Source organism: Dyella sp. AtDHG13, from assembly GCF_003201105.1.
Classification (GTDB): Bacteria; Pseudomonadota; Gammaproteobacteria; order Xanthomonadales; family Rhodanobacteraceae; genus Dyella; species Dyella jiangningensis_B.
The window spans coordinates 55,135-81,690 of record NZ_QICJ01000018.1; the positions used below are offsets into that span (position 1 = coordinate 55,135).

Consider the following 26,556-nt stretch of genomic DNA (forward strand, 5'->3'; position numbering starts at 1 on the left):
GTGCGCCGTGCGCGTGAAACCGTTGGCGGCGATGTGCCGCGAGTGCGCGATCAGCCGCCATCCTCGCCCACCCAGCTCTTGACCACCTGCGCCACCTGCTTGGGGTTCTCGCTCACCATGCGGCGCGCCAGACCGATGCGTTGCTCGTAAGCCAGCTGCGGCGGCACGCCACCGAGCTTGATGAGATCGTCGCCTTCGTCCTTGTCGTCCACGCGCACCGAAATGGTGGGCGTGCCGGGGCCGCCCGCGCCTGCCAGCGCCAGCTCCTGGCCGGGCGCCGGGCTGCGCGACAGTCCGCGCAGCAGCGGGCGCAACAGGCCGAAGGCCACCAGCAGCGCGACCAGGATGCCGGCCGCCTGCTTGATCAGGTCGAGCATGCCGGGGCGTTCCCAGAACGCCGGCGAGGGCGTGGCGACGTCGGCGCCGGGATCCTGGTGGAACGGCTGGTTGATCACGCTGACGCTGTCGCCGCGTGCCTCGCTGTAGCCCACGGCGTTGCGCGTGAGCGTGGTGAGGTGTTCCAGTTCCTGCGGCGTGAACGGCACGCTCTTGGGCGCGCCCTTGTCGCCCGCCGCGGTCTTGTTGTCCACCACCACGGCCACGGTGAGGCGCGCGAGCCGGCCCGCCGGATCACTGACGTGGCTGATGGTGCGATCGAGTTCGTAGTTGCGCGTGGCGCTGCTGCTGGTGTCGCTGGGGCCGGTGGCCTGCGCGGTGCTTGCAGCGGTCTTGCCGTTCGCGCCCTTGCCCGCGGCCGGCTTGGCCGCGGTGGGCTGGGCCACGGTGTTCGGCGGCTGGTTGCTCAGCGCGCCGGGAATGGCGCCATCGTTTGCCTCGCCCACATGCTGCTGGCTGTTGGTCTGTTCGCTGCGCAGCGCGGGGTGTTCGTGGTCGAAGGTTTCCGTGGCCTTCTCGGTCTGGCTGAAATCCAGATCCGCATACACCTGCGCGCGCACCTTGCCGGGGCCAACCAGTGGCGTGAGCAATTCTTCGATGCGCTGCGCATAGGTGTTTTCGATGCGCGTGGCCAGGCGCAGGCGCGTGTCGCCCACGGCGCTGGCGCCGGCCGGATCGGTGGTGGTGAGCAACTGGCCCTGCTGATCCACCACCGAAACCTGCTTGGGATCGAGGTTGGCCACGCTGGAAGCGACGAGATGCACGATCGCCGCCACCTGGCTCTGGTCGAGCTGGCGGCCGGGATACAACGTCACCAGCACCGATGCGCTCGCTTCCTTGTTGTCGCGGATGAATGCCGATGGCTTGGGCAGCGCCAGATGCACGCGCGCGGCGCGCACGGATTGCAGGCCCGCGATGGTGTTGCCCAGATCCGTTTCCAGCATCTGCTGGTAACGCGTGCGTTCGGCCAGATCGCTCATGCCGAACGGCGAATCGGTGCCCGGCACCGCGGTGGACGATGCGCTGCCCTGCGGCAGGCCTTGCGCGGCGAGCTTGAGGCGGATCGCCGCAAGGTCCGACGCGGGCACCATGATGGAGGTGCCATCCGCGCCCAGCGTGTACGGCGTATTGGCCGCCTGCAGCGCCTGCGTGACGGCGGCGGCGTCCTTCTGTTCAAGACCCGCATACAGCAGGCCGTAGCTCGGGCCGCGCGACCATAGCACCACGGCGACGCCCAGCGCCACCGCCGCGGCCACGCCCACCAGCAGCAGCAATTGCCGCGATGCCGGCGCGCGCGCAAGCTGTTTGAGATCCAGGCGAGAACCGGGCGATTCGTCGGTGGTCGCGAGGGCGTTATCGGCCATGAAGACTGCTCTTGCTCTGGGGACGCAGGGGCGTCATCGTCGAACCGGTCAGACCGGCATGTTCATGATGTTGTTGTACGCGTCGACCAGCTTGTTCCTCACCTGGGTCAACGTGTTCAACGACAGATCGGCCTTGTTGATGGCCACCATGGTCTTGGCGAGATCGGCGCCCTCGTCGCCACGCTCGAAACTCGCCGCCTGATTGCCCGCATCGACCTGCGCATCGGCCACCGACGAGATCGACTTCTTCAGCAGGCTGGCGAAATCCGTCTGCCCCGGCGCCGCGGCGGTAAACGCCTGCTCGGTCGGCCTGGCCTGCAAGGAGAGCTGGCGCATCTGCGACAGCAGGTTGTTGACGTCGATCTGACTCATGACGGAATTCCAACGCGTAAAGAGTGCCTGGAGGTGTCACTGCACAAGGCGTGCCATAGGGCGAGGAACGAGTGAAGAGGAGTGAGAAACGAGAGAGAGCGGCCTGCTTTGTCACTCACTTCTCATTCCCTCCCCACTTCTGCCCTCAAGCCTGAAGGCTGGGCAGCGGGAGAAACGAGTGAAGAGGAGTGAGAAGTGAGAGAAGGCGTGCCGCTCTATCTCTCACTTCTCACTTCTAATTTCTCACTCCTGCTCTTACGCCTGAAGACTGGGCTGCAGGCCGTACTTGCGCAGTTTTTCCACCAGCGTCGTGCGTTGCATGCGCAGCAGTTTCGCCGCGTGGGCGACCACGCCGCCGGTAACGTCAAGCGCTTGACGGATCAGCCCCACCTCGATGTCGGCCAGGTGATCCTTAAGGTCCAGGCCGCCCTCGGGCAGCAACGCCAGCGATTCGCTGGACACCACCGCCATGGGCTCGGGCAGCATGGTGGAGTGGCCCGTCATCAGCGACAGCAGGGCCGCGCCACGCACCTCCTCTACGATCTGCTGGCCGCGGTATTTTTCCGGCAGGTCGCTCACGCGCACTTCGCTGTGCGGATAGAGAATGGAAAGGCGTTCCACCAGGTTGTACAGCTCACGCACATTGCCCGGCCACGCATAGCTGTGCAGCGCATTCATCGCGCCGGCGCTGAAGCGCACGCTGGCCAGGCCGCGACGCGACAGGCGCTGGTTGAATTCGGCGACCAGCTCCGGCAGGTCGTCCAGGTGATCGCGCAGCGCGGGCATTTCCAGCGGGAACACGCTCAGGCGATAGTAAAGATCTTCACGGAACTGGCCGTTGGCGATCGCTGCTTCGAGGTTGCGATGCGTCGCCGCGATGATGCGCACATCGCAGCGCTGCGTGCGGTTGCTGCCCACGCGCTCGAACACGCGCTCCTGCAGCACGCGCAGCAGCTTCACCTGCATCGGCAGGCTCATGTCGCCGATTTCGTCGAGGAACAGCGTGCCGCCCTCGGCCAGCTCGAAGCGGCCCTTGCGGGTGCTGATGGCGCCGGTGAAGGCGCCCTTCTCGTGGCCGAACAGTTCGCTTTCCAGCAGCTCGGCCGGAATCGCGCCACAGTTGATGGCCACGAACGGCTTGTCGCGACGCGAGGAGCATTCATGGATGCTGCGCGCGACCATTTCCTTGCCGGTGCCCGATTCGCCCAGCACCAGCACGCTGGAATCGAACGGCGCCACCTGGCGCACCAGCGCGTTGACGCGCGCCATCGGGCCGGAGCTGCCCACCAGGCGCAGTTCCGGGCGGCGCGGCGACGGCCCCTGCGGCGCGCGCAGGGCTTCGGCGAGCTGTTCGTAGCGCAGCGGAAATTCGATGATGCCGATGCGGCTCGTCTCGGCCTGCTTGTCCGCGCCAAGGCGCGGCAGCCACGCCGAATCGGCGGCCATCAATACCATCGCGTGATTGGCGGCTTCGCCCAGTTGCGCGAACTGGCGTTCCGCTTCGATCTCATCCCGCACATTGCCCACATACACGGCACGCCATGCGTGCGTCGCTGCGTCGACTGTCTCGCAATCTTCACCGCGCTGCGGCCTGTATCCGAGAAATTCCAACGCCGAAACGACCGACTCCGCCCTGCGGTGATCGGATTCGATCACCAGTACGTCGAACTTGCCCATGTGTTGCTCTCGTGCGTTGTGCTTCATTGGTGACCCCCTGGATTGCACCTGCTTGCGTGACGACAATCCGTCGCCGTCCGCGGGGAGGAAGGAGCAAAAAGAAGGCCAGCCTGCACGTTTTTCCGACGGCTATTTGTCGGACATACCTGCCGGTGAGCGTCACCTTGGCTGAACAGTGCCGGCACGCTTCTCAGCGATGGGCCACAGATGACTGAATCCACAAGGGAAAAATGCCGCCGGGCAATGCCCGGGAAGGTGACCCTGTGCGACACCCATACGAGATGTACGTCAAAGAACGTTCGCGTCGGGTTTCCGTATCGTGATAGCGATCACATTTGGTCTGTGAACCGCATCGGGCGTCTAGGAGGCCGCCGATCGGCGCTCTGCCACTTTACGTCGGTGGTGACGGAACACGAGCCGCTCAATCGCGTCACATGTGGCCTCGTCCATGGTTTCGAACGATACAAAAACGTGATCCGCATCACGCTCTTGCACGCGCCGGGCCACCAGTTCCAGCGGCAGGGCCAAGCATCCGTCGAAGTGCAACCGCACCAGCGCCTGCGCCTGCCCGGCCGGCCAGACCGACGAAGGCAACAACGCGCCAACCGCGTTGAAGCTGACAGGGAAACGCGCGGGCAGGTCGGCCCCGCGCTGCAGCAGCTGGTCCAGCATGGCCATGAGCACGTTGAGCTTGCTGTCGAGGCGCTGCATGTCCTGCGCGACGGGGTTCTCCTCGTCGGCCGGTTCGCCGCGGCGTTCGCTGAACACGGCCAGCGTCCCCAGCACGCTGAGATTGCGGTCGCGCATGGCGGCGCGCTGCAGGTCGCCCAGGGGTTCGGTCAACGCGGCGCAGCTGACGTGAAGGCCGTCGTCGTAGGTGACCCGTTCGGAGAATGCCTGCCAGGAAGCGTCTTGCATGATGTCCTCGTCACTGGCCGCCCCGATGGCGGCCGCACGGGATTATGCGCGCGCGTGCCTTACCCGGCGCCGTTTTATTCGGCGCCAGCGTGGAGATAGGCGCTGAGCGCGCGATGGCGGTGCTGGTGGTCTTCCATGTCCGCACCCAGGCGATCGCGCTGGCGGCGGGCCAGTTCGCGCACCTGTTCGGTGAGCGCCAGCAGTTGCTTGAACAGCGGCAGCGCGCCCGGTTCCGTGATGGAAAGCGCGGCGAGCTGGCGGCTGCGCTCGGCTTCCAGCGCGGCCACGGCGTCCCAGTCGCCCGCGCGGGCGGCGGCGACCATGCGTTCGCTCATGTCCAGCAGGGCGGCATGCACGGCGTGCTCCACGCTCAGGCCGCCGCGCTGGGCGTGCGCGGCTGCGACGCCAGGAATTCGTCACGGATCTGGCGCCAGGCATCGCGCACCGGCGTGAGCAGGTCCACCACTTCGTCGATGGCGCGCTCGTCGTTGTTGAGCTGAGCGTGCAGCAGGCGGCGGCTGGCGTAGTCGTACAGCGCATCGAGCCGGCCCGCGAGCTGACCGCCCTGCGCGTGGTCCAGGCTGCCGCGCAGTTCGCCGATGATGGCGTGCGCGCGGCTGAAATGCGTGCCCTTGGCCGGCACGTCGCCGCGACGGATCGCGCCGCGCGCCTGGTTGATGCGCTCGATCACGCCGTCGAACAGCATGCCGGTCAGCTGGTGACGGTCGGCGCCTTCCACGCTGCCGCGTGCGCTGGTTTCCTGATAGAGCGCGCTGGCGTTGCGCATATAGCCGTAAGTCATGATCGCTTCCCCGCGTTCAGTTCTTCGAGCTGTTGGAGTTGTTGAGCTGCGCCAGCGCCGTGGTGAGGTAGGAGCTGGTGTTGTTGAGCGAGGACATCAGCGTATCCAGCGCCGTGTACTGCTGCTGCAACTGGGTCTGGTAGGTCGCCATGCGGTTGTTCAGCGCGGTCTGCTGCTGGCTCAGCTGCGTCAACGTGTTGTTGAGGCTGTCCATGCGCGAGCCGATGATGCCGCCCGAGACCGTGTACGCGCTGATCGCGGTGTTGAGGTTGGTGGCGTAGCCGTTGCTGCCGACCAAGAGATTCTTCACCGCCGACGGGTTGCTCTGGAAGGCGCTGGCCAGCTTCTGCGTGTCCAGCGCCAGCGTGCCGTCCGCGTTGCGCGTGATGCCCAGGTTGGCGAGCGTGCCGATGCTGTTGCCCTTCACCGAACCGCTCAGCACGTTGGCGATGGAGCGCTGCACCGAAGTGAGCGTGGTGTCGCCCAGCAGCACGCCGGCCGCGCCGGTGCTGGTGTCGTAGCTGGACAGCGACGACACCGTGGTGGCGTAGCTGTTGTAGGCGTCGACCAGGCCCTGGATGGCATTGGTGGCGGCGGTGTTGTCCTGCGCCACCGTCAAGGTGTTGGTGCCCGTGCCGGTGAGGTTGAGCGTGACGCCGTCCATCATGCCGGTGACGGTGTTCGTCGCGCTGGTGACGGCAATGCCGTCCACGGTGAGCTTGGCGTCCTGCGCCTCGTTGCTGCCCGCGGTGTTCAGCGTGTTGGCGAGGTCAGTCAGGCCGCTGCTGCTGGTGGCGTCGGCCGAAATGGTGAAGGCGTTGGCCACGCCGGTCTTGCTGGAGCTCAGCATCAGCTGCTGGCCGTTCACGCCGTTGACGATGGTGGCGGTCACGCCCGGGTTGGAGCTGGAGCTGTTGATCGCCGTGGCGATGTTCGCCAGCGTGTCCGTGGCGGACACCGCCACGTTCATCGTGTTGGAACCCACCGTGATATTCAGCGTGCCCGGCCCCACCGCCGTGCCGGAGGCCACCGCGCTGCTGGCGCGCTTCTGCGCCGTGGCCAGCTGGCTCACCGCAATGGTGTACGAGCCCGGCTGCGCGCTCGACATGGTGGTGGCCGTGCCGATGCTGCTGCTGGAACCCTGCGGCGTCAGGCTGGCGGTGTAGCTGCTGAAGGTGTTGACCGAGGTCAGCGTGGCCAGCGCGGTCTGGATGCCGCCCAGCGCGGAGTTCAGCGACGACAGCCCGGTCAGCAGGTTGTTGGTCTGCGTGGTGCGCGTGGTGATCTGCTGCTGCGAGGCCGCCTTGCGCGCGTTCACCAGCGCGGTGACGATGGAGTTCACGTCCAGGCCCGAACCGATGCCCGCGGCGCTGATGCTGCCGCTGGCCGAACTGCTCGTGGAGGAGCTGCTGGAACTGCTGGACGACGTGCCGGAGGTCGAGCTGCTCGAACCGGTGGAGCTCGCCGTGAGCTGGTTGAGCAAGCTGCTGAGGCTGCTGCCGCTGGTGCTGCTGGTGGTCGTCATCGCGAGGCCTTGTCCATTTCCCGAAGTGATCCCGCCGAGGCGGGAGGTTTCGAGCCCCCGGCAAAGACCTCACGCATGAGGGCTTTGCCGGAAGCTCCCGAAACACCGGGCGGGCTGCGCGAAGCAACCCACCCGGCGGTACATCCGGCCGAGGTGGACGCGGCCCGGGAGAGCCGCGTCCTGGCCTCGAGTCCGTTACTGCAACAGCTTGAGCACCTGCTGCGGGTTGGAGTTGGCCTGGGCCAGCACCGAGATACCCGCCTGCTGGAGCACCTGCGCCTTGCTGAGGTTGGCCGTCTCGGCCGCGAAGTCCGCGTCGCGGATGGTCGACTGCGAGGCCTGCAGGTTGGTGGTCTGCGCGGCCACCGTGGAGATCGTCGACTGGAAGCGGTTCTGCACCGCACCCAGCTGGGCAGCGAAGTCGCTGACCGTCTTCAGCGCCACGTCCACGCGGGAGATCAGGTCGTTGGCCGAATCCACCGTCGACACGCTGCCGTTCGCCAGCGAACCGCCCGACGTGGCCGCCGTGCCCTGGGTGTAGGCCGTGCCGGCATTGACGTCCTTCGCCGCGGCGCCGATCACCTGGCCCTTGGCGTCGCCCACGTTCAGCGCGCCGGCGGAGTAGAAGTTGATGCCGTTGCCCGCACCGTTCACCGCGGCGCTCACGCCCGTGATGCCGGCGGCGTTGATGGCGTCGGACACGTCCTGCAGGCTCTTGGCGCTGCTCAGGTCGATGGCCGTGCCATTGATGGTCAGGCCTTCCTTCGACAGGTCGCCGGTGGAGGACACCGCCGCGGTCGAGGCGCCGTTGCCGCTGGCCGCCACCGTGGCCGGCAGGCCGAGCGTGGTGGCCGCGGCGCCGCCGAAGTCGATGGCGTTGGTGGCCGAACCGTTGGTGATCTTCAGCTCGCCCGTGGTGCTGTCCACCGTGGCGATGGAGCTGCCGGCCGCCGTGTTGATGGCGTTGGCCAGGTCGCTCACCGTGTGGTACGTGCCCGCGGCGACGTTGGTGGTGGTGGTGCCGCCGTCGGTGGAGACGGTCAGGCCGCCCGCGGCGATGGTGATGCCCTTGAACGCGTTGCTGATGTCGCCCGAGGACACTTCCGACACCTTGCCCATGGCGCTCGCCTTGACGCTGGTGCCCAGGCTGACCGAGATGGTCTGGCCGACGTTGGCGCCGATCTGGAAGCTCTTGGTCTGCATGGAGCCGTCCAGCACGTTCGAGCCGTTGAACGTGGTCTGGTTGGCGATGCGGGTGATTTCCGCCAGGCGCTGCTGCACTTCCTGGTCGATCGAGGAACGGTCGGCGTCGGTGTAGGTGCCGTTGGCCGACTGCACCGCGAGGTCACGGATGGCCTGCAGGTTGGCGGTGACCTGGTCCAGCGCGGAACCGGCGGTCTGCGCCAGGTTGATCGCGTCCGAGGCGTTGGAGCTGGCCTGGCTCAGGCCGCCGATCTGCGTGGTGTAGCGCTGCGAGATCGCGAAGCCGGCGGCGTTATCGGCGGCGCTGTTGATCTTCATACCCGAGGACAGACGCTGCGTGGCCTGCGACAGCGCGCTCTGCGACTTGGTCAGGTTGTTCTGCGCGTTCAGCGACGAGATGTTGGTGTTGATAACGAGAGACATGGAATTTCTCCTGCGTAACCGGTGACCGGTTGAATGGGCGTTGTTCGTGCCGGCGACCAGGCTCCGTTCGTGGGATGCCATCCGCCTCAGTGACTTTTTCGACCCTGCCCGGGATTACTTGAGCCACTTTTGCCGCCAATCCGTGATGGAGCGCACTGGACAAGGGTTCGCCACCCGTTCCGCCACCCGATCACTACCGTCAACCTTGCGTGGAGCCTCCTCTCGTTGTGGCGACGGCGCGCCGCCGTTGCCATGTTTCGCGCGATGACCTGCGCTTACTTCAGGTAATTGAACAGGCTCATCGACTTCATCTGCGCAAACATCTGCTGCGATGCCTGCAGGGCCGTCTGCTGCAGCGACAGGTTGCTGATCGCCGTATAGGCGTCGGCGCCCTGCACATCCGACAGCGCGGACTGGTACGTCACGTTGAGATCCTGGTACGCACCCTGCTGCTGTTGCAGCGTGTCCAGGCGGCCGCCGATGGACACCTGCACCGAGCTGATCGCCGACTGCGTCTGGTCGATGGATTCGATCTGGCGGCTCATCACGTTGGTGAGCTGCGTGTCGCTGGCGCCGCTTTGCAGCGCGCTGATCATGGTGTTCAAGGTGCTGAAGATGTCCTGCTGCCCGCCCGTGCTCACCGACACCGTGTCGCCCGCCGCGGGCGTACCGCTCATGGCGATGTTCATGCCGTTGAAGCTGATCGAGCCACCGTCGGTGTAGGTGCCGCCCACCGGGTTGCCGCTGCTGTCGAGCACGGCGTTGCCGTTCGCGTCGGTGGCCGTCCAGGCGCCGCCCGCGGCGAAGGTGATGGTGTAGCCGCCGCCGCTGGCCGCCTTGGTGCTGTTCCACGCCGACAGGTCGGTGACGCTGTTGCTGCCGACCACCAGCGTGCCGGTGTTCGCGCTGCCCGCGCTGGCCTGGAACGAGCCGTTGCCGTTGGGGATGTTCATGAACAGGCCCGAGCCCGGATCGCTGGTCGCCACCTGCATGCCCGAACCCACCGCCGAACGCTGCTGGCTGTCGTTGCCGCCGTAGCTCACTGTGCCGTTGGCATCCACCTGGAACGGCGTCTTGGTGGTGCTGGTGCCGGCGAACAGCGCATTGCCGTTGCTGTCGGTGGTGTTGGCCAGCTGCACGAGCTGGTCGTGGATCTGGCTGAGCTGGCTGGCGATGCTCTTGCGGTCGCTGTCGGAAAGGGTGCCGTTGACGGCCTGCAAGGCCAGCGTGCGCGCGGTGTCGAGCACGCTGTTGATCGAGCTGAGCGTGCTCGCTTCGGTATTGAGCCGCGTGGTGGCCGAGTCGATGGTGCTCGAATACTGCGCGTTGGTGGAGATGACGTGGTTGAGGCTCACCACCTGCCCCGCGCCCGCCGGGTCGTCCGAGGCCACGTTGATGCGGTTGCCGGTGGACACCTGGTTCTGCGTCGCCGCCAGCGCGCTCTGCTGGCTGATCATGCTGTTGAGCGATTGCTGGTACATCCAGCTCGTGGAAAGGCGCATGGTGGGTTTCCTTACGCGGTCTGGATGGCGGAGATCAGGCTGCTGAAGATGGTCTGCGCGGTGGAGATCACCTGCGCGGACGCCTGGTAGGCCTGCTGGTACCGGACCATGTTGGCGGCCTCCTCGTCGAGGTTCACGCCGGACACGCTCTGCTGTGCGGACATGGCCTGGTTGTACAGGCTGGTCTGCGTGGTGAGGTTGGTCGCGGCCTGGCTGCCCACCGTGCCGATGCTGGTGGTGAGCGTGCCGTAGGCATCGATGATGGACTGCGTGCCGCCGTTCAACACCTTGGCATTGGCCAGCCCCGCCAGCGCGAGCGCGTTGCTGGTGTCGTTGAGGCCGTTGCTGTTCACGCCGATGCTGAACTTGTCGTTCGCCGCCGGCGTGCCGGACGGCGTCACGCTCCAGCCGTTCGCGCTGATGGTCTGCCCCGGCGCATAGCTGCCGCTGGCAAGCACGTTGCCCGCGCTGTCGGTGACCTGATAGCTGCCGGCCGACGGAAAACTGACGGTGGCGCCGCTGAGCAGCGCGGCATTAGTGGGATCGGTCACCGTGACCGCACCGATGGCGCCGGTGCCGGTATTGCTGCTCGCCGCCGTGGCGTTCAACGCAGCGGCGGCGGCGATGCCGTTGGGGTCGGTCATAGTCAGCGCCAGGCCGGTGGCAGCCTGCCGCGTGGGCTGGATCTGGAAGGTGTCGCCGGCCTGCGCGGCGCCCGACAGCGAGAAGGTCATGCCGCCGGCCGAATACGTGCCGTCCGGGTTCGCCGTCATCGCCACGCTCTGGCCCGCCGTGGTCGCCAGGTTCCAGTTGCTGCCGTCGTAGCTCAGCACGTAGTCCGAACCGGTGAGCTGCGAGGCATCGCTGATGCTGGCCGACACGCTGGCCGTGCCCTTGTTGAGGTTGCTGGGCAGCACGGCCGGCGACGGCACGCTGAACATCGCCCCGCCCTGCTTGCCGTTGAGGTCCAGGCCCTTGGATTGCTGCGCGTTGACGCTGGTGGCCAGCCCCACGGCGGCCTGGCCCAGCTGGTTCTGCACGCTGTCCAGCACGTTGCTGCGATAGCTCAGCAACGAACCGAGCATGCCGCCGCTCAGCTGGCTGCTGATCACCGTGCCGGTGCTGTCGAGCACTTCGGTGCGCGAGGCGTCGTACTGGTTGTTGCCGGTCTGCAGCGCGAACGACTTGTCGCCGCTTACCAGCGCCTGCCCGCTGGAGGAGTACACGCTGATGGTGTTGTCGCTCTGCACGTAGGCGGAAACACCCAGGTAGCCCGACATGGTCTGCACGAGGTTGTCGCGCTGGTCGAGCAGGTCGTTGGGCACGTTGTTGCCCGCCGCGTGGATCTTGGCGTTGATGTCCGCCAGGTTGCTGGCGACGTTGTTGATGCTGTCGATCGTGGTCTTGATCTGCGCATTCACCTGGCTCTGCTGCGCGGTGAGCTGCTGGCCCAGGGTGTTGAACACGGCGACCATCTGGCTGGCGCTGCCCAGCAGCGACTGGCGGCTCGACGCCACGCCGGGCGTGTTCGCCACCGTGCTGAACGCGCCGTAGAAACTGTCCAGCGCACTCTGCAGGTTGCCGCTGGCGCTGAGCGCGCTGTTGAGCGTCGTCGCCAGGTTGTTGGTGGTGGTCGCGCCCTGCATGCCGGAGTTGGCGGTCCACAGCGCGGAGGTCAGGAAATCGCTGTAGGCGCGCTGCACGGCCTGCACGTTCACGCCGCTGCCCAGTGTGTAGTTGCCGCTGCCCGTGGTGATGGCCTCGGTCTGCAGCACGGTCTGGCGGCTATAGCCCGTCGTGTTGACGTTGGAGATGTTGTTGCCGACGGTGGTCAGCGCCACTTGAGCGGCATTGAGCCCTGAGGCGCCGATGCTGAGAAGGTTAGACATGCGTCATTCCAGGGACAGGGTTACTCGGATGAGATCGGCGCGGCGCCGGCGTTCTTGAGGCCGGCCTGCTCGATGGCGGCCAGGGCTTGCTTCATCTGCGGGCTGTTGGCGATCGCAATGATCTTTTGCGCGTAGGACGGGTCGGTGGCGTAACCGCCATTGACCAGGCCCTTGGCGAAACCCACGACGTCTTCGCCGTGGTTGAGCGCCTTGGCGTAGCGCGGGTTGTTGGCGAGCAGCTGGGCGTAGTCGTCGAACGACTGGCCGGGGTTGTCGTAGGAGCGGAATTGCGCGCGCTTCTGCACCGGCACGCCGCCTTCGAATTCCAGCGTCTTGACGCTCACCTTGTCGCCGTCCCAGCTGCTGCCGGCCTTCATGCCGAACAGGTTGTTGCTGGTGTCGCCGTTGGAATGCGTGGGCAAGTGCTTGCCCCACTGCGTTTCCAGCGCGGCCTGCGCCAGGATGGCGCGCACCGACACGCCGAGCTTGTCCGCCGCCTGCTGCGCATATGGCGCCAGTTGCTTGACGAAATCCGTGGCGTCCTTGGGCAGCAGCTTGAGCACCTTCTCGCCGGTGTTGCGCGCCGCGCTGGCCACCGAGTTCAGACGCTGCTGCCAGCTGTCACCGGACGCGCCGGACGTAGCGCTGGTCGCGCCATCGGACGAACCACCCAGCGCGCCGCCCAGCTGCTTCATCAGCATCTGCGCGATGCCGATGCCGTTGCCGCCCTGCGACAGCTGCACCGAGAGCTGCTGGTCGAACATGTCGCGCCACTGGTTGCCGGCCTCGCTGTCGAGGAGGCCATCGCCGCTGCTGGCGTCGCGCATCGACTTCAGCATCATCTGCGTGAAGATCGACTCGAATTGCTTGGCCACCGCCGGCAACGCGGCCTTGGCGTCGCTCTGCGCGGTCTGGCGCAGCGCCGCGAAGCCGGACAGATCGGTCCAGGTGTTGAGGCTGTTGGCGGCATCCCCTGTGAGGCTGTTCATGGTCCCTCCGTGCTCGCCGCCGGGAGCTGTTTGCATGCAGGCCAAGGAAGAGCGAGGGCGTGTATGTCAATACACAACCGAGCGATGACGCGGGACTGCACGCAAACAGACCCGGCGGAGGGCATGGAGGGGCCGTGAACAGACTCTGGCGCCATCAGATCACCACCAGCTCCGCATGGAGCGCGCCGGCCTGCTTCAGCGCCTGCAGGATGGAGATGAGATCGGTCGGCGAGGCGCCCACCTGGTTCACCGCGCGCACAATGGTGTCGAGGTTGGTGCCCGGGCCGAACTTGAACATGTGGCCGCCGTCCTCGCTGACCTGCACGTCGCTCTGCGGCACCACCACGGTCTGGCCGCCGCGGCTGAAGGGCGCGGGCTGCGATACCTGCGGATTCTCGGAGATGGTCACCTGGATGGAGCCATGCGCCACCGCCGCCGGCGTTACGCGCACGTCGGCGCCGATCACCACCGTGCCGGTGCGCGAATTGACCACCACGCGCGCAGGCGCATCGCCCGGCGTGACCTCGATGGCCTGGATCGCGCCCAGCCACGCCACGCGCTGGCTGGGATCCTGCGGACCGCGCACGCTCACCGAGCCGCCGTCCATCGCGCTGGCGGTGCCGGCGCCGTAGGTGCGGTTCACCGCTTCGGCGATGCGCGTGGCCGTGGTGAAGTCGGCCGTGTTGAGGTTGAGCACAAGGTCGCCGCCGCTGGAGAACGAGGAAGCCACCGCACGCTCCACCGACGCGCCGTTGGGAATGCGGCCGCTCGCGGAAATGTTCACCTGCACGCTGGAACCGCTCTTGCCCGACGCGGTGATGCCGCCCACCACCACGCTGCCCTGCGCCATCGCATAGACGTTGCCGTCCGCACCGCGCAGTGGCGTCATCAGCAGTTCGCCGCCGCGGATGCTCTTGGCGTTGCCGATGGAGGCCACGGTGACGTCGATGACCTGGCCCGGCTTGGCGAACGGCGGCAGCTGCGCGGTAACCGTCACGGCCGCCGCGTTCTTCAGCTGCGGACGCACGTTGGCCGGCACGGTGATGCCGAACTGCACCAGCATGTTTTCCAGACTTTGCGTGGTGAATGGCGCCTGCGTGGTCTGGTCGCCGCTGCCGTCCAGGCCCACCACCAGGCCGTAGCCGATCAGCTGGTTGCTGCGCACGCCCGCCACCTGCACCAGGTCGCGGATCTTGTCCGCGTGCGCGGGCTGGTTCACCGAAAGGCAGGCGCACAGCACGATGGCCGCGGTGCGCAGCGCTGTTGCCGCGCGCTCGCGGGCGCGAAGGAGCGTGGCGTGCGTGAAGAGGCGGCGGATGTTCATCAGTACGGCATCCACTTCGAGCTGAAGAAGCGCGACAGCCAGCCCTGCGTGTTCGCATCGGCCAGCGCGCCCTTGCCGGTGTAGCCGATCTGCGCATCGGCCACGCGCGTGGACGGCACGCTGTTGTCCTGCAGGATGTCCTGCGGGCGCACGATACCGGCGATGCGGATCTGTTCCTGGCCCTGGTTGATGGTGACCATCTTCTCGCCGCGCACCAGCAGGTTGCCGTTGGAGAGGCGCTGCGCCACGGTCACCGTGATCGAGCCGGTGAGCTGGTTGCTCTGGCTGCTGTCGCCGCTGCCGTCGAAGGCGCGGTTGCCGTTGAGGCTGGTGTCCGCCGTCTGCCCGGCGACCTTGAGCGTATGGCCCAGGATGCTCGGCGCGGAGATGGTGCTGGTGTCCTTCTTGCTGGTGTTGGTGGTGGCCTTTTTCGAGGCCTGCGTGCTTTCCACCAGTGTGATGGTGAGGATGTCGCCCACGCGGTGCGCGCGCGCATCGTTAAACAGTTCCATGCCCTGGTCGGCGTGATAGATCGAACCGTCGGTCGGCGGCGGCGCCGTCTGCTCCGCCGGCATGGTGGCCGCCCACTGGTGATCGTCGCGCGCCGGCTGCATGCCGCAGCCCGCCAGCGCGGCCAGGGCCAGCGCAAGGCCGATGCGAGGAAGGGAATGGAAGGACGCCATGGCGGTTCTCACATCTTGTCGGTCAGGTCTTGCAGCATCTGGTCGGTGCTGCTGATGGCCTTGGAATTCATTTCGTAGGTGCGCTGCGTCTCGATCATGTTGACCATCTCGGCCACCACGTTGACGTTGGAGGATTCGAGCGAACCCTGCGCCAGCGAACCCATGCCGTTGAGCGCGGGCTGTCCGGTCTGCGGCGCGCCGCTGGACACGGTTTCCACGTACAGGTTCTGGCCCATCGGCTGCAGGCCGGCGGGGTTGATGAAATCAGCCAGCTGCAGCGTGCCCAGCGTCTGCGGCGTGGCCGACGCATTGGTGGTGGCCGACACGGTGCCGTCGGTGCCGATGGTGAGGCTCTGCACGTTGGCCGGCACGGTGATGGCCGGCTCCAGCGGATAGCCGTCCGCCGTGACCAGCTGGCCGTTGGGATCGGTATGCAGCGAGCCGTCGCGCGTATAGGCCACGGTGCCGTCGGGCATGCTCACCTGCAGGAAGCCGCGGCCCTGGATGGCCACGTCCAGCGAGTTGCCGGTCTGCGTGATGCTGCCCTCGGTGAACAGCTTTTCGTTGGCGATCACCTTGACGCCGGTGCCGAGCATGAGGCCGGACGGCGACACGGTCTGCTCCGTGGTCTGCCCGCCGGGCTGGCCCTTGTTCTGGTACATCAGGTCCTGGAACGACGCGCGCGAACTCTTGAACGCGGTGGTGTTGGCGTTGGCCAGGTTGTTGGAGATCACGTCCATGCGCGTCTGCTGCGCATCGAGGCCGGTCTTGGCGATCCAGAGGGAAGAAAACATCGGTCAGTCCTTGCGATTGAGCGGCAGCTTTAGTTCGCCTGCAGCAGCTTGAGGCTGGAATCGGCGTTGTCCTCGGAGGTCTTGATGGACTTCACCTGCATGTCGTACTGGCGCGACAGCGCGATCATCTTCACCAGCTCGGACGAAGGGTTGACGTTGCTGCCTTCGAGTTCGCCGGCGTTGATGGTGACGGTGTCGTCGATGGCGGCCGTGCTGCCGTCGCTCATGTGCATCAGGCCGTCCGAACCCTGCGTCATCTGCGCCACGTCCGGGTTGACCAGCTTGATGCGGTCGATCTGCGACACGGAGTTGGGCCCCTGCCCCTGCGGCACCGTGGAGATGGTGCCGTCGGAGCCGATGCTGATGTCCGTGGCCGGCGGAATGGTGATGGGCCCGGAACCGCCCATCACCGGATTGCCGCGCGAATCCGTCAGCCCGCCGTCGGCGGTGAGCTGAAGGTCACCCGCGCGCGTATACGCTTCCGAACCGTCCGGCGCCTGCACCGCGATGAAGCCGTCGCCGCGCACCGAGATATCCAACGCGCGGCCGGTGTTGATCGGCGAGCCCTGCGTGGTGCTCTGCCCGATGCCCTGCGCCACCGCGTTGATGCGCGCCGGCTGGCCATCGCCCAGCACCGGCACGCTCTGGAACGCGGAGAGCTGGCTCTTGAATCCCACCGTGGAGGCGTTGGCCAGGTTGTGGCTCACCGCTTCCTGGGCGCGCATGATCTGCGTCGCCCCGGTCATCGCTACGTAGACGGAACGGTCCATGGCGGCCTGCCGCTATCAGCGCGAAACGGCGTTGAACAGCGCCGACGCCAGCGTGTTGTCGGTGGACAGCACCTGCGCATTGGCCTGGTAGTCGCGCTGCGCCTGGATCATGTTCACCAGCTGCGCCGTGGTATCGGCCGTGTTGGAGCTTTCCAGCGCACCCGACTGGATGGAGCCGAACTGGCCCACGCTCGCCGTGCCCATCACCGCCGGGCCGGAATCCGTGCTGGCCGCCCAGGTGGTGTTGCCCATCTGGCGCAGGCCCTGCACGTTGGCGAAGTTGGCAATCGCCACCTGGCCGATCTGCGTGCTCTGGTTGTTCGAGTAGTAGGCGGTGATCACGCCCTTGCTGTCGATGTCGATGCTCGACAGCGTGCCCGCCTCGAAGCCGTTCTGCTGGATGGTGCCGGCCGAATAGTCGGTGCCGTACTGCGTGGTGTTGGTGACGTTGAGCGACAGCGTCAACGGCGAGGAGCCATTGCCCAGGTTCACCGTGTTGAACGCCAGCGTGCCGTTGGTCGGCGTGGCGAGCTTGCCGGTGGTGTCGAAGGTCACCGGCTGCGTGCCGGCGCTCTGGCCATCCACGTACAGGTTGGCATCCCAGGTGTTGGTGCCGGTCTTCACGTAGTAGACCGTGGCCTGGTGCGAACCGCCCTGCGAGTCGTACACGGTCACCGGCGCGGCCGCGTTGTAGCTGGTGGAGTCGGTGGTACTGAAGGCGTTGGTCGGCACGGTGGCGCTCGCCGGCAGGTTCGACGACAGCGTGATGGTGGAGGTGGCCGTGGCGTTGCTCTGCGCCGTCACCCAGTTGAAGTCGGTGAGCGTGCTGGTGTCGAAGCCGCCGGCGCCATTGGCCTTGTACATCTGCAGGTGCGCGCCGTCCGGCGTAGTGATGTAGCCGTTGGGGTTCTTCTGGAAATCGCCGGCGCGTGTGTACTGCACGCCGCTGCCGTTGTTCACCACGAAGAAGCCGTTGCCGCTGATGGCCAGGTCCAGGCTGTTGCTGGTGGTCTGGATGTCGCCCTGGTTGAACTGCTGGGCCACGTCCTGCAGGCGCACGCCGCTGCCCACCGCGGTGGAATTGAGGTTGAGGCCAGTCACCGCGTAGATGTCCGCGAACTCCGCGCGCGAACCCTTGAAGCCGGTGGTGTTGGCGTTGGCGATGTTGTTGGCGATGACGTTGAGATCGGACTGGGCAGCGTTGATGCCGCTGAGCGCCGTATTGAGTGCCATGTTCGTTTACCTCGTGAGGAGGACGCGTCGCGCGTCAGAGAATCTGTGCCACCTGGCTGAGCGGCACGCCGCCCACGCCCGATACCTGCAGGTACGTGCCCAGCGAACTGCCGCCGTAGCCCACGCCCGTCACCGTGCCGGCGACGTAGGTGTCCAGCGAGGTGCTGCCGCTGGCCGCCTTGACGGTGTACGTGCCCGCCGCGAGCGCGTTGCCGTTGTCGTCCTTGCCGTCCCAGCTGAACTGCGCCAGGCCCGCGCTCTGCGCGCCCAGCGGAAGGTTGCGCACCACGTTGCCGTTGCCGTCCAGGATCTGCACGTTGACGGTGGTGGCGCTGGTCACGTTCACCGCGCCCTTCACCGCGTCGCTGCCGTCGTAGGTGGCCGAGCTGCCCGGCACCAGCACCTCGCGATTGACCAGGTTCGAGGAGCTGAGCACCTGCGAGGTCTGCATGGCCGTGTTGACGTTGGTGGCGAGCGACTGCAGGTCGGTATCCAGCTGCTGCGTCGCCGACAGCTGGCTGAACTGCGCCATCTGCGAGACGAACTGCGAGTTGTCGACCGGGTTGGTCGGATCCTGCGCCTGCAGCTGCGCGGTCATCAGCTTGAGGAAATCCGCCTGCGTCATCGTGCTCGACAGCGCCGAGTTCACGCTGGAGGTGCTGCTCGAACTCGAACTGCTGCTGGTATTCGTGGTGCTTGGAATCGTGGACACGAGGGCTCCTCCCGGCTCACTTGCCGAGGTCGAGGGTCTTGAGCATCAACTGCTTGGTGGTATTCATCGCCTCGACGTTGTTCTGGTACGAACGCGACGCGGTGATCATGTTCACCAGCTCATCGATGGGATTGACGTTGCTGCCGTACACGTAGCCGTTGGCGTCGGCCATCGGGTTGCCCGGCTCGTAACGCGTCTGCACGTCGGCCTGGCTTTCCGTCACGCCCTGCACCTGCACGCCCACCGCGCTGTCGCTGTCGGCATGCATCGCGCCGCCCACCGCCTTCTGCACGGCGGAGAACAGCGGTTCCTTCGCGCGGTACGCGCCTTCCGGCGTGCTCGACACGCTGTCGGCATTGGCGAGGTTGCTGGCCACGGTGTTCAGGCGCAGCGACTGCGCCGCCATGCCCGAGCCCGCGACATCGAAAATCTTGAACATGGACATCAGCCCTGGCCTCCGGTGATGGCCGTGCGCAGCATGTGGATCTGCGCCGTGATGAAGGAAAGACTGGCCTGGTAATGCACGCCGTTGGCGGCGAAGTTGGCCTGCTCGACCTGCGTATCCACCGTATTGCCGTCCATCGACGGCTGCGTGGGCACGCGGTACGCCAGCTGCTGCGCCGCCTGCGCCTGCGGATCGATCTGCCCCGGCTGCGTGATCGTCATCGCCAGCGTGCTACTGGTACCGCTGGCATTGGCCATGGCCTTCTTGAAGTCCACATCGCGCGCGAGATAGCCCGGCGTGTCGGCATTGGCCAGATTGCTCGCCAGCACCTCACTGCGCTTCTGCCACGTATCCAGCGCTTGCGTATGCAGACCGAACAGGTTGTCGTTGATCGAACTCATCGCTCACTCCTGCGGCGGGGGCCGCGGAAGGGCTTGAGCAAGTTGCGTGCCATGGGTTGGGTGGTGGCTGGGAAGCCGCGCTGCGACTGGGTTTGTCGCGTTTTACGCAAACGCCGCGAAGGGGTTTCGGGCGGTGATGTCGGAAAGTCGACGCCGGGTGTGGCGGGTTTCCTGACGGGGCTTGTTTGGGCTGAGGATCATCGCAACATTGCCGTGAGCCGGCTCCCTCTCCCCTCCGGGGAGAGGGCTGGGGTGAGGGGTGGGTGCTCGCCGCACCGCTTCATGCTTAGCCGTCTCGCCTGCGAACCACACAAAAGGGGCAAGGGCAGGAGGCGCCTTCCAACAGCCGAAGGGCTGGTCATCCAGTGGCTTTGCTTTTGGATGTCGTGTTGCGGTGATTGGCACCTTCGAGCGTTCCCGCGACTTGGCCGCCTACGCGGCGGGCGTTTCGACCTTCTGCCGAAGGCCGAGTCACTTTTCTTTTGCTGGCCCAAAAGAAAAGTAACCCAAAGAAAATGGCCTTCAGAGCCAACGCCCGTAGCATTTCGTAGGGATAAGCCCGAACGGGTGAGGTGCGTTGTGGCTTGGCAACCTTCGCCGCTACACAGTGGGTAATTCGGAGCGCTTCGCAACGCGCCTTGGCGGAGAGGGCTTAAAGCAGCTTGCGCTACGCTTCCCGACTGCTGAGGCTAGGTAAAGGGGACGCTGCGCTTCCCGACCCGCGAGGAGAACTCGCCAGCTCTCGGCTAGCCATTTCCGTAGCGCGATGCTCCACTTCCACAGCACCACATTCCAACACGGCACCTCATTCCTGCTTTTGGAGCCGATTCAAATTTCGCGCGTGTGCACATTTCGCCTCACCGTCATCCCCGCGAAAGCGGGAGGTGCTTCATCAACAGCCAAAGGCTGGTCATCCAGTGTCTTTAAGCCTTCTCGCAGCGAATAAAGTCGCTGGATCCCCGCTTTCGCGGGGATGACGGTGAGGGAACCGGAGTTATCCCGGAGATTTTGAACAACCTCCAAGGCAGGCGCTCCTCGCCTGCCACGACGCGAGGTGCCGCGCAGCGGCACGAGCCGTCGGCTCGCGGCTCTTGATCTTCCGGGCCCCGTATGAGGCGGCGGGCGGGTGGAGATCAGGCCCCGCAGGGGTGCCTGGCAGGACGCCAGGCACTTTTCGTCGGGGCAGGAGCCCCGTCGAAAAGCCCGTAACCCGTCCGCGTACCTATCGGGCTTCAGCCCGATAGGCGCCGATTCCGGGGGGCCCTTCTCTTTGGTTACTTTCTCTTGGGCAAGCAAGAGAAAGTAACCCGGCCTCCGGCAGGAGGTCGGAACGCCCGCCGCGTAGGCGGCTAGGTCGCGGGAACGCCAAAAAGAGCCGATCAAACCTCCACGCGACAACCGACCACGACCGAAACTGGATCCCGGCCTACGCCGGGATGACGGTTCTTTTGAAGTAGTGAGGCAAGAGCGCCCCCTCACCCCAACCCTCTCCCCAAAGGGGAGAGGGAGAAAAGCGCGCAGCGCTCAGAACTCCGCCATCCCCTCAGGCATCAAATCCAACACCACCTGCGCCAACACATCCGGCTGAAACTTCGCCACAAAGCGATCCGCATTCACCTCGCGCACCATCGCCTCATTGAAGATGCCGCTGATCGAACTGTGCAGCACCACCTTCAGCGAGCGCAGCGCCGGCGTCTCGCGGATCGCGCGCGTCAACGCGTAGCCATCCAGGCGCGGCATCTCGATATCGGACACCACCAGCGTCACGCGCTCTTCGCCTTGCGTGTCCGCGATCTCCTGCAGCTTTTCCAGCGCCTCGCGGCCATCCGTCGCCACCACGCACTCCACGTCCATCTGACGGAACAGGTTCACCAGCTGGTTGCGGGCGACGAGGGAGTCGTCCACTACCATCACGCGGCGGGGTTGCAGGTCGTGCACGCGGGCGATGCGTTGCATGGGCGCGGAGAGTTCGGTGTTGGTGGCGTTGAGGCTGGCCAGCACGTGTTCCACGTCGACCACCGCGACCAGGGCGCCGTCCACGCGCGTCACCGCATTGACGCGGCTGCCGAAGCCCAGCGCGGGCGGTGGCACGGCCAGGGATTCGCCGTCGCAATGCACCAGGCGCTGAGGTTCGGCCACGAGGAAGCCCTGCACGCTGCGGCTGAACTCGGTGACCATCAGGTGCGCCGACGCCGCCTCGCGCAACGACGGATAGCCCAGCGCCACGGCCAGGTCGATCACCGGGATGGTGGTGCCGCGGTAGTCGCAGCTGCCGGCGATCAGCGCGTGGGCGTCGGGCATGCGTTCCATCGGAGGGCGGCGCATGACTTCGCGCACCTTGAAGACGTTGATGCCGAACAACTGCTCGTCGCCCATGCGGAACAGCAGCATGGCCACGCGGTTGTGTCCCGCGAGCCGGGTCTGCTGTTCCACCTTGTCCATCCACGCGCTCATGCGGTTTCCTCGCGGCGGCCCAGCCGCCCTCAACTGTTCGCGTATCGGCCGGGCACGCGCCGGCTTGAGGGCCGCTGCCCGCCGTGGCACGTCGCTTGCTTCTCAAGTTCCGACGTTCGCCGCCGATGCCGGGGGCGACCCTTATAGGAAGGAACGATCCACCCATGAGTCTGATCTGGAGCCAGCACCTCGCCGACCTCGCCCGCGCCGCCGCGGCGGGAGACCAGGCGCGGGTCGCACAGCTGTCGGCCCGCCATCCGCGCGCAGCGCAGGCGCTGGCCCCGTTGCTGGCGGCCGTGTCCACCTCGCGGCCGCCGGCGGCCGTCGCCATGCAGACGATGGAACAGCTGGGCCTGGTGCTGGGCGCGGCGCAGCAGTTGTCTCGCGAGCAGGCCTCCATGCATCAGTCGGCGCAGGAAAGCCGCGACGACGTCGGCCGTTTGACGGACGGCAGCGCCGGAATCTCGACGTCGCTGCAGCAGATCGCCACCAGCCTGAGCTATGCGCGTCAGACTGGCGAAAGCAGCGAGCGCAGCGTGAGCGAGCTGGATGGCCAGTTGCGCCTGCTGCGCACCGCGCTGTCGGCGATGAACCGCAACCAGAGCAAGCTGGCCGAACAGGTCGCGCAGATCCGCAAGCTCACCGGTGTGGTGCAGGAGATCGCGCACCAGACCAACCTGGTGGCGCTCAACGCCGCCATCGAAGCCGCCCGCGCGGGCGAGGCCGGCCGCGGTTTCGCCGTGGTGGCCGACGAGGTCAAGCAGCTGGCCGAGAAGACCAGCCAGGCCACCGACGAGATCGAAGCGGTGACCGGCTCCATCGGCGAGTTCTCCCAGCAGCTCGACGGCGACGTGCAGCAGGGCCTGCAGCGCCTCGACCGCGCGCAGGGCGGCGTCACCCAGACCGAAACCTCGCTGCGCGATAGCAGCGAAGCGCTGCGCCAGATCGACGAGCGCATCGCCACCATGCACAAGAACCAGGATGCGCAGCACGCGCGCGCCGTCGCCGCACAGGCGGCGCTGGGCGTGTGGCATCGCCGCTCCGCCGAGGCCATGCGCCAGTCCGAAGCCCTCAACCGTGGCGCGCTGCTTGGCCACCGCCTTGCGCTGGACTGGCTGGAAACCGAAACCGGACAGGACCCGGCCAGCCTCAGCCTGACCGTGCGCGAAGCTGCGCAAGGCCTGCGCCAGGCGATGGAACTGGCGCTGCAGGAACCCGCCGCGCTCGATCGCCGCTGGTTCGACACGCAGGCGCTCACCCGCACGCTCGATCGCCTCACCGCCGGCCGCAGCGGCGACGCCGCCGCCAGCGCGCTGAGCGCCAGCGGCCTGCGCCTGCGCGAACAGGGCCAGACGTTCGCCACCCTGCTCTGCGACGGCCAGCTCGACCAGGCCAGCCAGCTGATGCATCAATTGGAGAGCGAGCGCGAAACCTTGCTCGCCCAGCTCAACGTGCTGCTGGCCGACCTGTGAACCTGCGCCTGCTGGCCGCCCTGCTGCTTGGCGCCCTCGTGCTGCCCGCCCATGCCGCGGAGCCGGCACAGGCGGCGCGCGCGACCGCGGAGCAATGGTTGCGTGGCCAGTACCAGACACCGGGCAGCCGTGTCGTCGCCCAGGCCGCGGAACTGGATACGCGCACGCTGCAGCTCGCACCGTGCCCCACCGCGCTCGGCGCCAGCCTGCAGGCCGGCGCCCGGCTGATGCCGCGCATGACGGTGCTGGTGCGCTGTCCCGGTGCGGACGGCTGGACCCTGCACGTGCCCGTGCAGTTGCAGGTGTTCCGCCAGGTCGTGGTGCTGGTGCGGCCCCTGCAGCGCGGCGACGGCGTGCGGCCGGACGACGTGCGCCTGGAAGAGCGCGACATCACCCGGCTCGGCTATGGCTTCGTCAGCGACGTGGCGGACCTGCAAGGACGCACCCTGGCCCGCGCCCTGAGCGCCGGCAGCGTCGTCACGCCTTCCGCCCTGGGCGGCCGCAGCGCGGTGAAGGCAGGTGACCAGGTGCAACTGGTCTCCCGGCTCAGCGGCATCGAGGTGCGCGCCAGCGGCGTCGCCCTGGGCAGCGGGGACAGCGGTTCGCGCCTGAAGGTGCGCAACGGCAGTTCCGGCAAGGTCATCGACGCCATGGTCATGGCGCCCGGCGAGGTGCTCGCCCTGCCCTGACCCGACGCGCATAAACCATTAAAGTTTGCCGCCAGCCGGCCGATCCTGTCAGTAACAGGGCCAGTCATCCAAGAGAAACGGACCCATGAACACCACGATTTCCAACAACGGCTTGCCGAAGCTTCCCCAGCCCCCCTCGGGCCAGGGCAACAGCGCGACGCAGGGCCCCTCCGGCACGACGTCCAGCGACGCCGCCAGCAGCGGCGCCGGCTCGACCGACCGCGTGCAGCTGACCGATTCGGCACGTGCACTGCAGGAAGCAGCCCGCACCAACAGCGGTGCCACCATGGACACGAAGAAAGTCGAGCAGATCCGCCAGTCGCTGGCCAACGGCACCTACAAGGTCGACGCCGGCCGCATCGCCGATCGCATGATGTCGCTCGAAAACCAGATCAACGGCAAGTCATGAACGCATCCCTGCAAGCCGAACTGGACCATGCCCTGACGGCCGCGGTCGAGGAGATGCGGCTGGCAGTGGATCAATTGATGGACGCGCTCACCAGCGAGCGCACCGCCCTGGAAACGGCCGACGTCGACACGCTCAACCAGGCCGGCGCCAGCAAGCACGAACTCATGCTGCGGCTGGAACAGCTCGACAGCGAACGCGTGCAGCTGAGCCAGGGCGCACCGGAGGCCAGCCGCACGCTGGCGCCGAAATGGCAGGAAGTATTGCAGTCGCTGCGCGCCTGCCAGCAACTGAACCAGCGCAACGGCTACCTCGTCGGCATCCGCCTGCAGCAGGTGCGCAAGGCGCTGGCGGTACTGACCGGCAACGAAACGGAAGCAAGCGTGTACGGCCGCGCGGGAGACCTGCGCACGAGCCTGCGCTCGCAACCGCTGGCCGAAGCCTGAGCATGCAGCAACACGCGCGCACGGTTCCATGCGTGCGCCAGTTTGTCGGCGGCGTTGCCGTCCCACTCAACCATCGTCACCACGTCGATTGATCATGAGCGAAGCCGCGGCCATCCCCTCAGCCCAGGACGTTTCCACCGCCAGCGAACTGCCGTTGCCGGTGATCCGCCTGCCCATGCTGGACAGCCGGCGCGAACTGTTCGCGTACGAGATCGTGTTCCAGGACGACGCCGAGAACGAAGACGCGCTGATGCGCCGCGCGCTCGCCACCATCACCGACGGCGCCCTCGCCCGCCTCGTGCGCGGCAACCGCACCTTCCTCCGGCTCACCCACGCGCTGCTGATGGAAGACACCGACGTACTGCAGCACCAGCCGCGGTTCGGCGTGCTGCTCAACCCCGAGGCCGCGGCCGATCCGGCGCTGGTGGAACGCCTCTCGCGCATGGCGCAGCGCGGCTGTCCGCTGATGCTCGATGCCGGCGACACCACACTGGAATTCAACCCCGCCGTGGAGCCGCTGCTGAAGATCGTGCAGTTCGTGCGCCTGGACGCCAGCAAGCTCGACCCGGCCACGCTGCGCTCGCGCAGCGAATACCTGCACGCGCGCGGCACCCATGTCGTCGCCGGCCACGTGGACGACCACGACACCTATCACCGCTGCGAATCGCTGCCGCTGCAGGCCATCCAGGGCCAGTTCCTGCTCAAGCCCGAACCCGTCGCCGTGCCCGTGCTCGCCGCCAGCCGCCTGAGCCTGCTGCGCCTGATGAAGGCCCTGCAGGAAGGCAATCCCGGCCCGGTGGAACTGGGCCAAATCGTGCGCGACGACGCCATCCTCAGCTACAAGCTGCTGGGCTGCGTGAACTCCGCGTACTTCGCCCTGCCGCGCCAGCTCAAGTCGGTGCAGCAGGCCGCCATCTTCTTCGGCGCCGCCCGCCTGCGCAACTGGATCTACACCATGGCGCTGAGCGGCACCGGCGACCGCCCACCGGAACTGCTGCGCGCCGCGCTCATCCGCGCGCACATGGCCGAAAAACTCGCGCAGGGCATGCCCAGCGAACAACGCGAAATGGCCTTCACCGCCGGCCTGTTCTCGCTGCTCGACGCGATGATGGAAGCCCCGATGGATTTCGTGCTGTGGCACCTGCCGCTCGCCCGCGAGATCAGCAGCGCGCTGCTGGAAAACAAGGGCCCGTTCGCCCCGCTGCTGGAACAGATCCGCGCATGGGAAGCGGGCAACCTGCGTGGCGGCGAAGTACAGCCGCAGGTGATTCGCCGCATGGCGGCGATCTATCTGGAAGCGACGCAGTGGGCGGATCACGTTTATGCGTTTGCGGATCAGCGGCCGAATTGATTCTTGGCCTGGTACGCAACGGTCCCGACTTGCGGCTTTTGCTCCCTCTCCCCTCCGGGGAGAGGGCTGGGGTGAGGGGCGGGTGCTCGCCTCAGCGTTTCATCCTTTAACCGCCTGCGAACTCGCCGCTGCATTCTTTAGCCGTCATTCCTGCGAAGGCAGGAATCCAGTGACTTTGCTTTTAGCTGTCGCGTGGCGGTGATGGCGCCTTCGTGCGTTCCCGCGACCGGGCCGCCTACGCGGCGGGCGTTTCGATCGTCTGCCGACGCTCGAGTCACTTTTCTTTTGCTGGCCCAAAAGAAAAGTAACCCAAAGA

Annotated in this window: 25 protein-coding genes; 5 read left to right on the top strand and 20 right to left on the bottom strand. The window is 66.7% G+C overall.

The features are described 5' to 3' along the window. Nucleotides 1-50: 50 nt before the first annotated feature. From fliF to BDW41_RS21740, 20 genes are all read right to left on the bottom strand, one after another. Nucleotides 51-1,760, bottom strand: a complete 1,710-nt coding sequence (fliF, locus tag BDW41_RS21645; protein WP_074552238.1) for a flagellar basal-body MS-ring/collar protein FliF — start codon at nt 1,758-1,760, stop codon at nt 51-53. Nucleotides 1,761-1,808: 48 nt separating this feature from the next. Then, complete coding sequence (gene fliE / locus BDW41_RS21650) at nt 1,809-2,132, bottom strand: flagellar hook-basal body complex protein FliE (protein ID WP_074552239.1); 324 nt, start codon at nt 2,130-2,132, stop codon at nt 1,809-1,811. 255 nt (nt 2,133-2,387) lie between these two features. Further along, entirely contained in the window at nt 2,388-3,809 is a 1,422-nt protein-coding gene (locus tag BDW41_RS21655; protein ID WP_074552240.1) for a sigma-54 dependent transcriptional regulator, read from the bottom strand. 360 nt (nt 3,810-4,169) lie between these two features. Next, complete coding sequence (locus BDW41_RS21660) at nt 4,170-4,727, bottom strand: PilZ domain-containing protein (RefSeq protein ID WP_083337846.1); 558 nt, start codon at nt 4,725-4,727, stop codon at nt 4,170-4,172. A 74-nt stretch (nt 4,728-4,801) separates the two neighbouring features. Beyond that, nucleotides 4,802-5,083: a flagellar protein FliT gene (locus BDW41_RS21665; protein ID WP_146217403.1), complete on the bottom strand. Its 282-nt coding sequence runs from the start codon at nt 5,081-5,083 to the stop codon at nt 4,802-4,804. Nucleotides 5,084-5,097: 14 nt separating this feature from the next. Beyond that, a complete protein-coding gene (gene fliS / locus BDW41_RS21670) occupies nt 5,098-5,529 on the bottom strand; it encodes a flagellar export chaperone FliS (RefSeq protein WP_074552242.1) in 432 nt (143 codons plus the stop codon). Between the two features lie 16 nt (nt 5,530-5,545). After that, nucleotides 5,546-7,054: a flagellar filament capping protein FliD gene (fliD, locus tag BDW41_RS21675; protein WP_083337847.1), complete on the bottom strand. Its 1,509-nt coding sequence runs from the start codon at nt 7,052-7,054 to the stop codon at nt 5,546-5,548. Between the two features lie 195 nt (nt 7,055-7,249). Beyond that, a complete protein-coding gene (locus tag BDW41_RS23900) occupies nt 7,250-8,680 on the bottom strand; it encodes a flagellin (RefSeq protein WP_074552243.1) in 1,431 nt (476 codons plus the stop codon). Between the two features lie 275 nt (nt 8,681-8,955). Continuing rightward, nucleotides 8,956-10,182, bottom strand: coding sequence for a flagellar hook-associated protein FlgL (gene flgL / locus BDW41_RS21685; protein WP_074552244.1), 1,227 nt, complete (start codon nt 10,180-10,182; stop codon nt 8,956-8,958). 11 nt (nt 10,183-10,193) lie between these two features. Further along, nucleotides 10,194-12,071, bottom strand: a complete 1,878-nt coding sequence (gene flgK / locus BDW41_RS21690; protein WP_074552245.1) for a flagellar hook-associated protein FlgK — start codon at nt 12,069-12,071, stop codon at nt 10,194-10,196. Nucleotides 12,072-12,091: 20 nt separating this feature from the next. Next, nucleotides 12,092-13,060 (bottom strand): flagellar assembly peptidoglycan hydrolase FlgJ, encoded by a 969-nt coding sequence (flgJ, locus tag BDW41_RS21695; protein WP_074552246.1) that lies wholly within the window; start codon nt 13,058-13,060, stop codon nt 12,092-12,094. Nucleotides 13,061-13,214: 154 nt separating this feature from the next. Then, a complete protein-coding gene (locus BDW41_RS21700) occupies nt 13,215-14,384 on the bottom strand; it encodes a flagellar basal body P-ring protein FlgI (protein ID WP_083337848.1) in 1,170 nt (389 codons plus the stop codon). Further along, a complete protein-coding gene (gene flgH, locus BDW41_RS21705) occupies nt 14,384-15,067 on the bottom strand; it encodes a flagellar basal body L-ring protein FlgH (protein ID WP_074552247.1) in 684 nt (227 codons plus the stop codon). Before flgH ends, BDW41_RS21700 begins: the two co-directional genes overlap by 1 nt. Nucleotides 15,068-15,075: 8 nt before the next feature. Further along, nucleotides 15,076-15,861, bottom strand: a complete 786-nt coding sequence (gene flgG / locus BDW41_RS21710) for a flagellar basal-body rod protein FlgG (protein WP_074552248.1) — start codon at nt 15,859-15,861, stop codon at nt 15,076-15,078. Between the two features lie 29 nt (nt 15,862-15,890). Further along, nucleotides 15,891-16,631: a flagellar basal-body rod protein FlgF gene (gene flgF / locus BDW41_RS21715; protein ID WP_074552249.1), complete on the bottom strand. Its 741-nt coding sequence runs from the start codon at nt 16,629-16,631 to the stop codon at nt 15,891-15,893. A 15-nt stretch (nt 16,632-16,646) separates the two neighbouring features. Next, nucleotides 16,647-17,864, bottom strand: a complete 1,218-nt coding sequence (gene flgE, locus BDW41_RS21720; protein ID WP_074552250.1) for a flagellar hook protein FlgE — start codon at nt 17,862-17,864, stop codon at nt 16,647-16,649. Between the two features lie 34 nt (nt 17,865-17,898). Then, a complete protein-coding gene (locus BDW41_RS21725) occupies nt 17,899-18,576 on the bottom strand; it encodes a flagellar hook capping FlgD N-terminal domain-containing protein (RefSeq protein ID WP_074552251.1) in 678 nt (225 codons plus the stop codon). Nucleotides 18,577-18,592: 16 nt separating this feature from the next. Continuing rightward, on the bottom strand, nt 18,593-19,021 hold the full coding sequence (flgC, locus tag BDW41_RS21730; RefSeq protein WP_074552252.1) for a flagellar basal body rod protein FlgC: 429 nt from the start codon (nt 19,019-19,021) through the stop codon (nt 18,593-18,595). Further along, nucleotides 19,021-19,422: a flagellar basal body rod protein FlgB gene (flgB, locus tag BDW41_RS21735; RefSeq protein ID WP_074552253.1), complete on the bottom strand. Its 402-nt coding sequence runs from the start codon at nt 19,420-19,422 to the stop codon at nt 19,021-19,023. The genes flgC and flgB overlap by 1 nt, the downstream gene beginning before the upstream one ends. A gap of 1,524 nt (nt 19,423-20,946) precedes the next feature. Further along, nucleotides 20,947-21,876 (bottom strand): chemotaxis protein, encoded by a 930-nt coding sequence (locus tag BDW41_RS21740; RefSeq protein ID WP_074552228.1) that lies wholly within the window; start codon nt 21,874-21,876, stop codon nt 20,947-20,949. Between the two features lie 164 nt (nt 21,877-22,040). Here BDW41_RS21740 and BDW41_RS21745 point away from each other — a divergent pair, with 164 nt between their 5' ends. The 5 genes from BDW41_RS21745 (at nt 22,041) to BDW41_RS21765 (ending at nt 26,240) form a co-directional block, all read left to right on the top strand. Continuing rightward, complete coding sequence (locus tag BDW41_RS21745; protein WP_074552229.1) at nt 22,041-23,348, top strand: methyl-accepting chemotaxis protein; 1,308 nt, start codon at nt 22,041-22,043, stop codon at nt 23,346-23,348. After that, on the top strand, nt 23,345-24,037 hold the full coding sequence (gene flgA / locus BDW41_RS21750) for a flagellar basal body P-ring formation chaperone FlgA (RefSeq protein ID WP_083337844.1): 693 nt from the start codon (nt 23,345-23,347) through the stop codon (nt 24,035-24,037). The genes BDW41_RS21745 and flgA overlap by 4 nt, the downstream gene beginning before the upstream one ends. Before the next feature lie 85 nt (nt 24,038-24,122). Further along, nucleotides 24,123-24,446: a flagellar biosynthesis anti-sigma factor FlgM gene (flgM, locus tag BDW41_RS21755; protein WP_074552230.1), complete on the top strand. Its 324-nt coding sequence runs from the start codon at nt 24,123-24,125 to the stop codon at nt 24,444-24,446. After that, nucleotides 24,443-24,889 carry a flagellar protein FlgN gene (locus BDW41_RS21760; RefSeq protein ID WP_074552231.1) on the top strand — a complete coding sequence of 149 codons (447 nt, stop codon included), beginning with the start codon at nt 24,443-24,445 and terminating at the stop codon, nt 24,887-24,889. The genes flgM and BDW41_RS21760 overlap by 4 nt, the downstream gene beginning before the upstream one ends. 94 nt (nt 24,890-24,983) lie before the next feature. After that, nucleotides 24,984-26,240, top strand: a complete 1,257-nt coding sequence (locus tag BDW41_RS21765) for an HDOD domain-containing protein (RefSeq protein ID WP_074552232.1) — start codon at nt 24,984-24,986, stop codon at nt 26,238-26,240. The last annotated feature ends 316 nt before the right edge of the window (nt 26,241-26,556 follow it).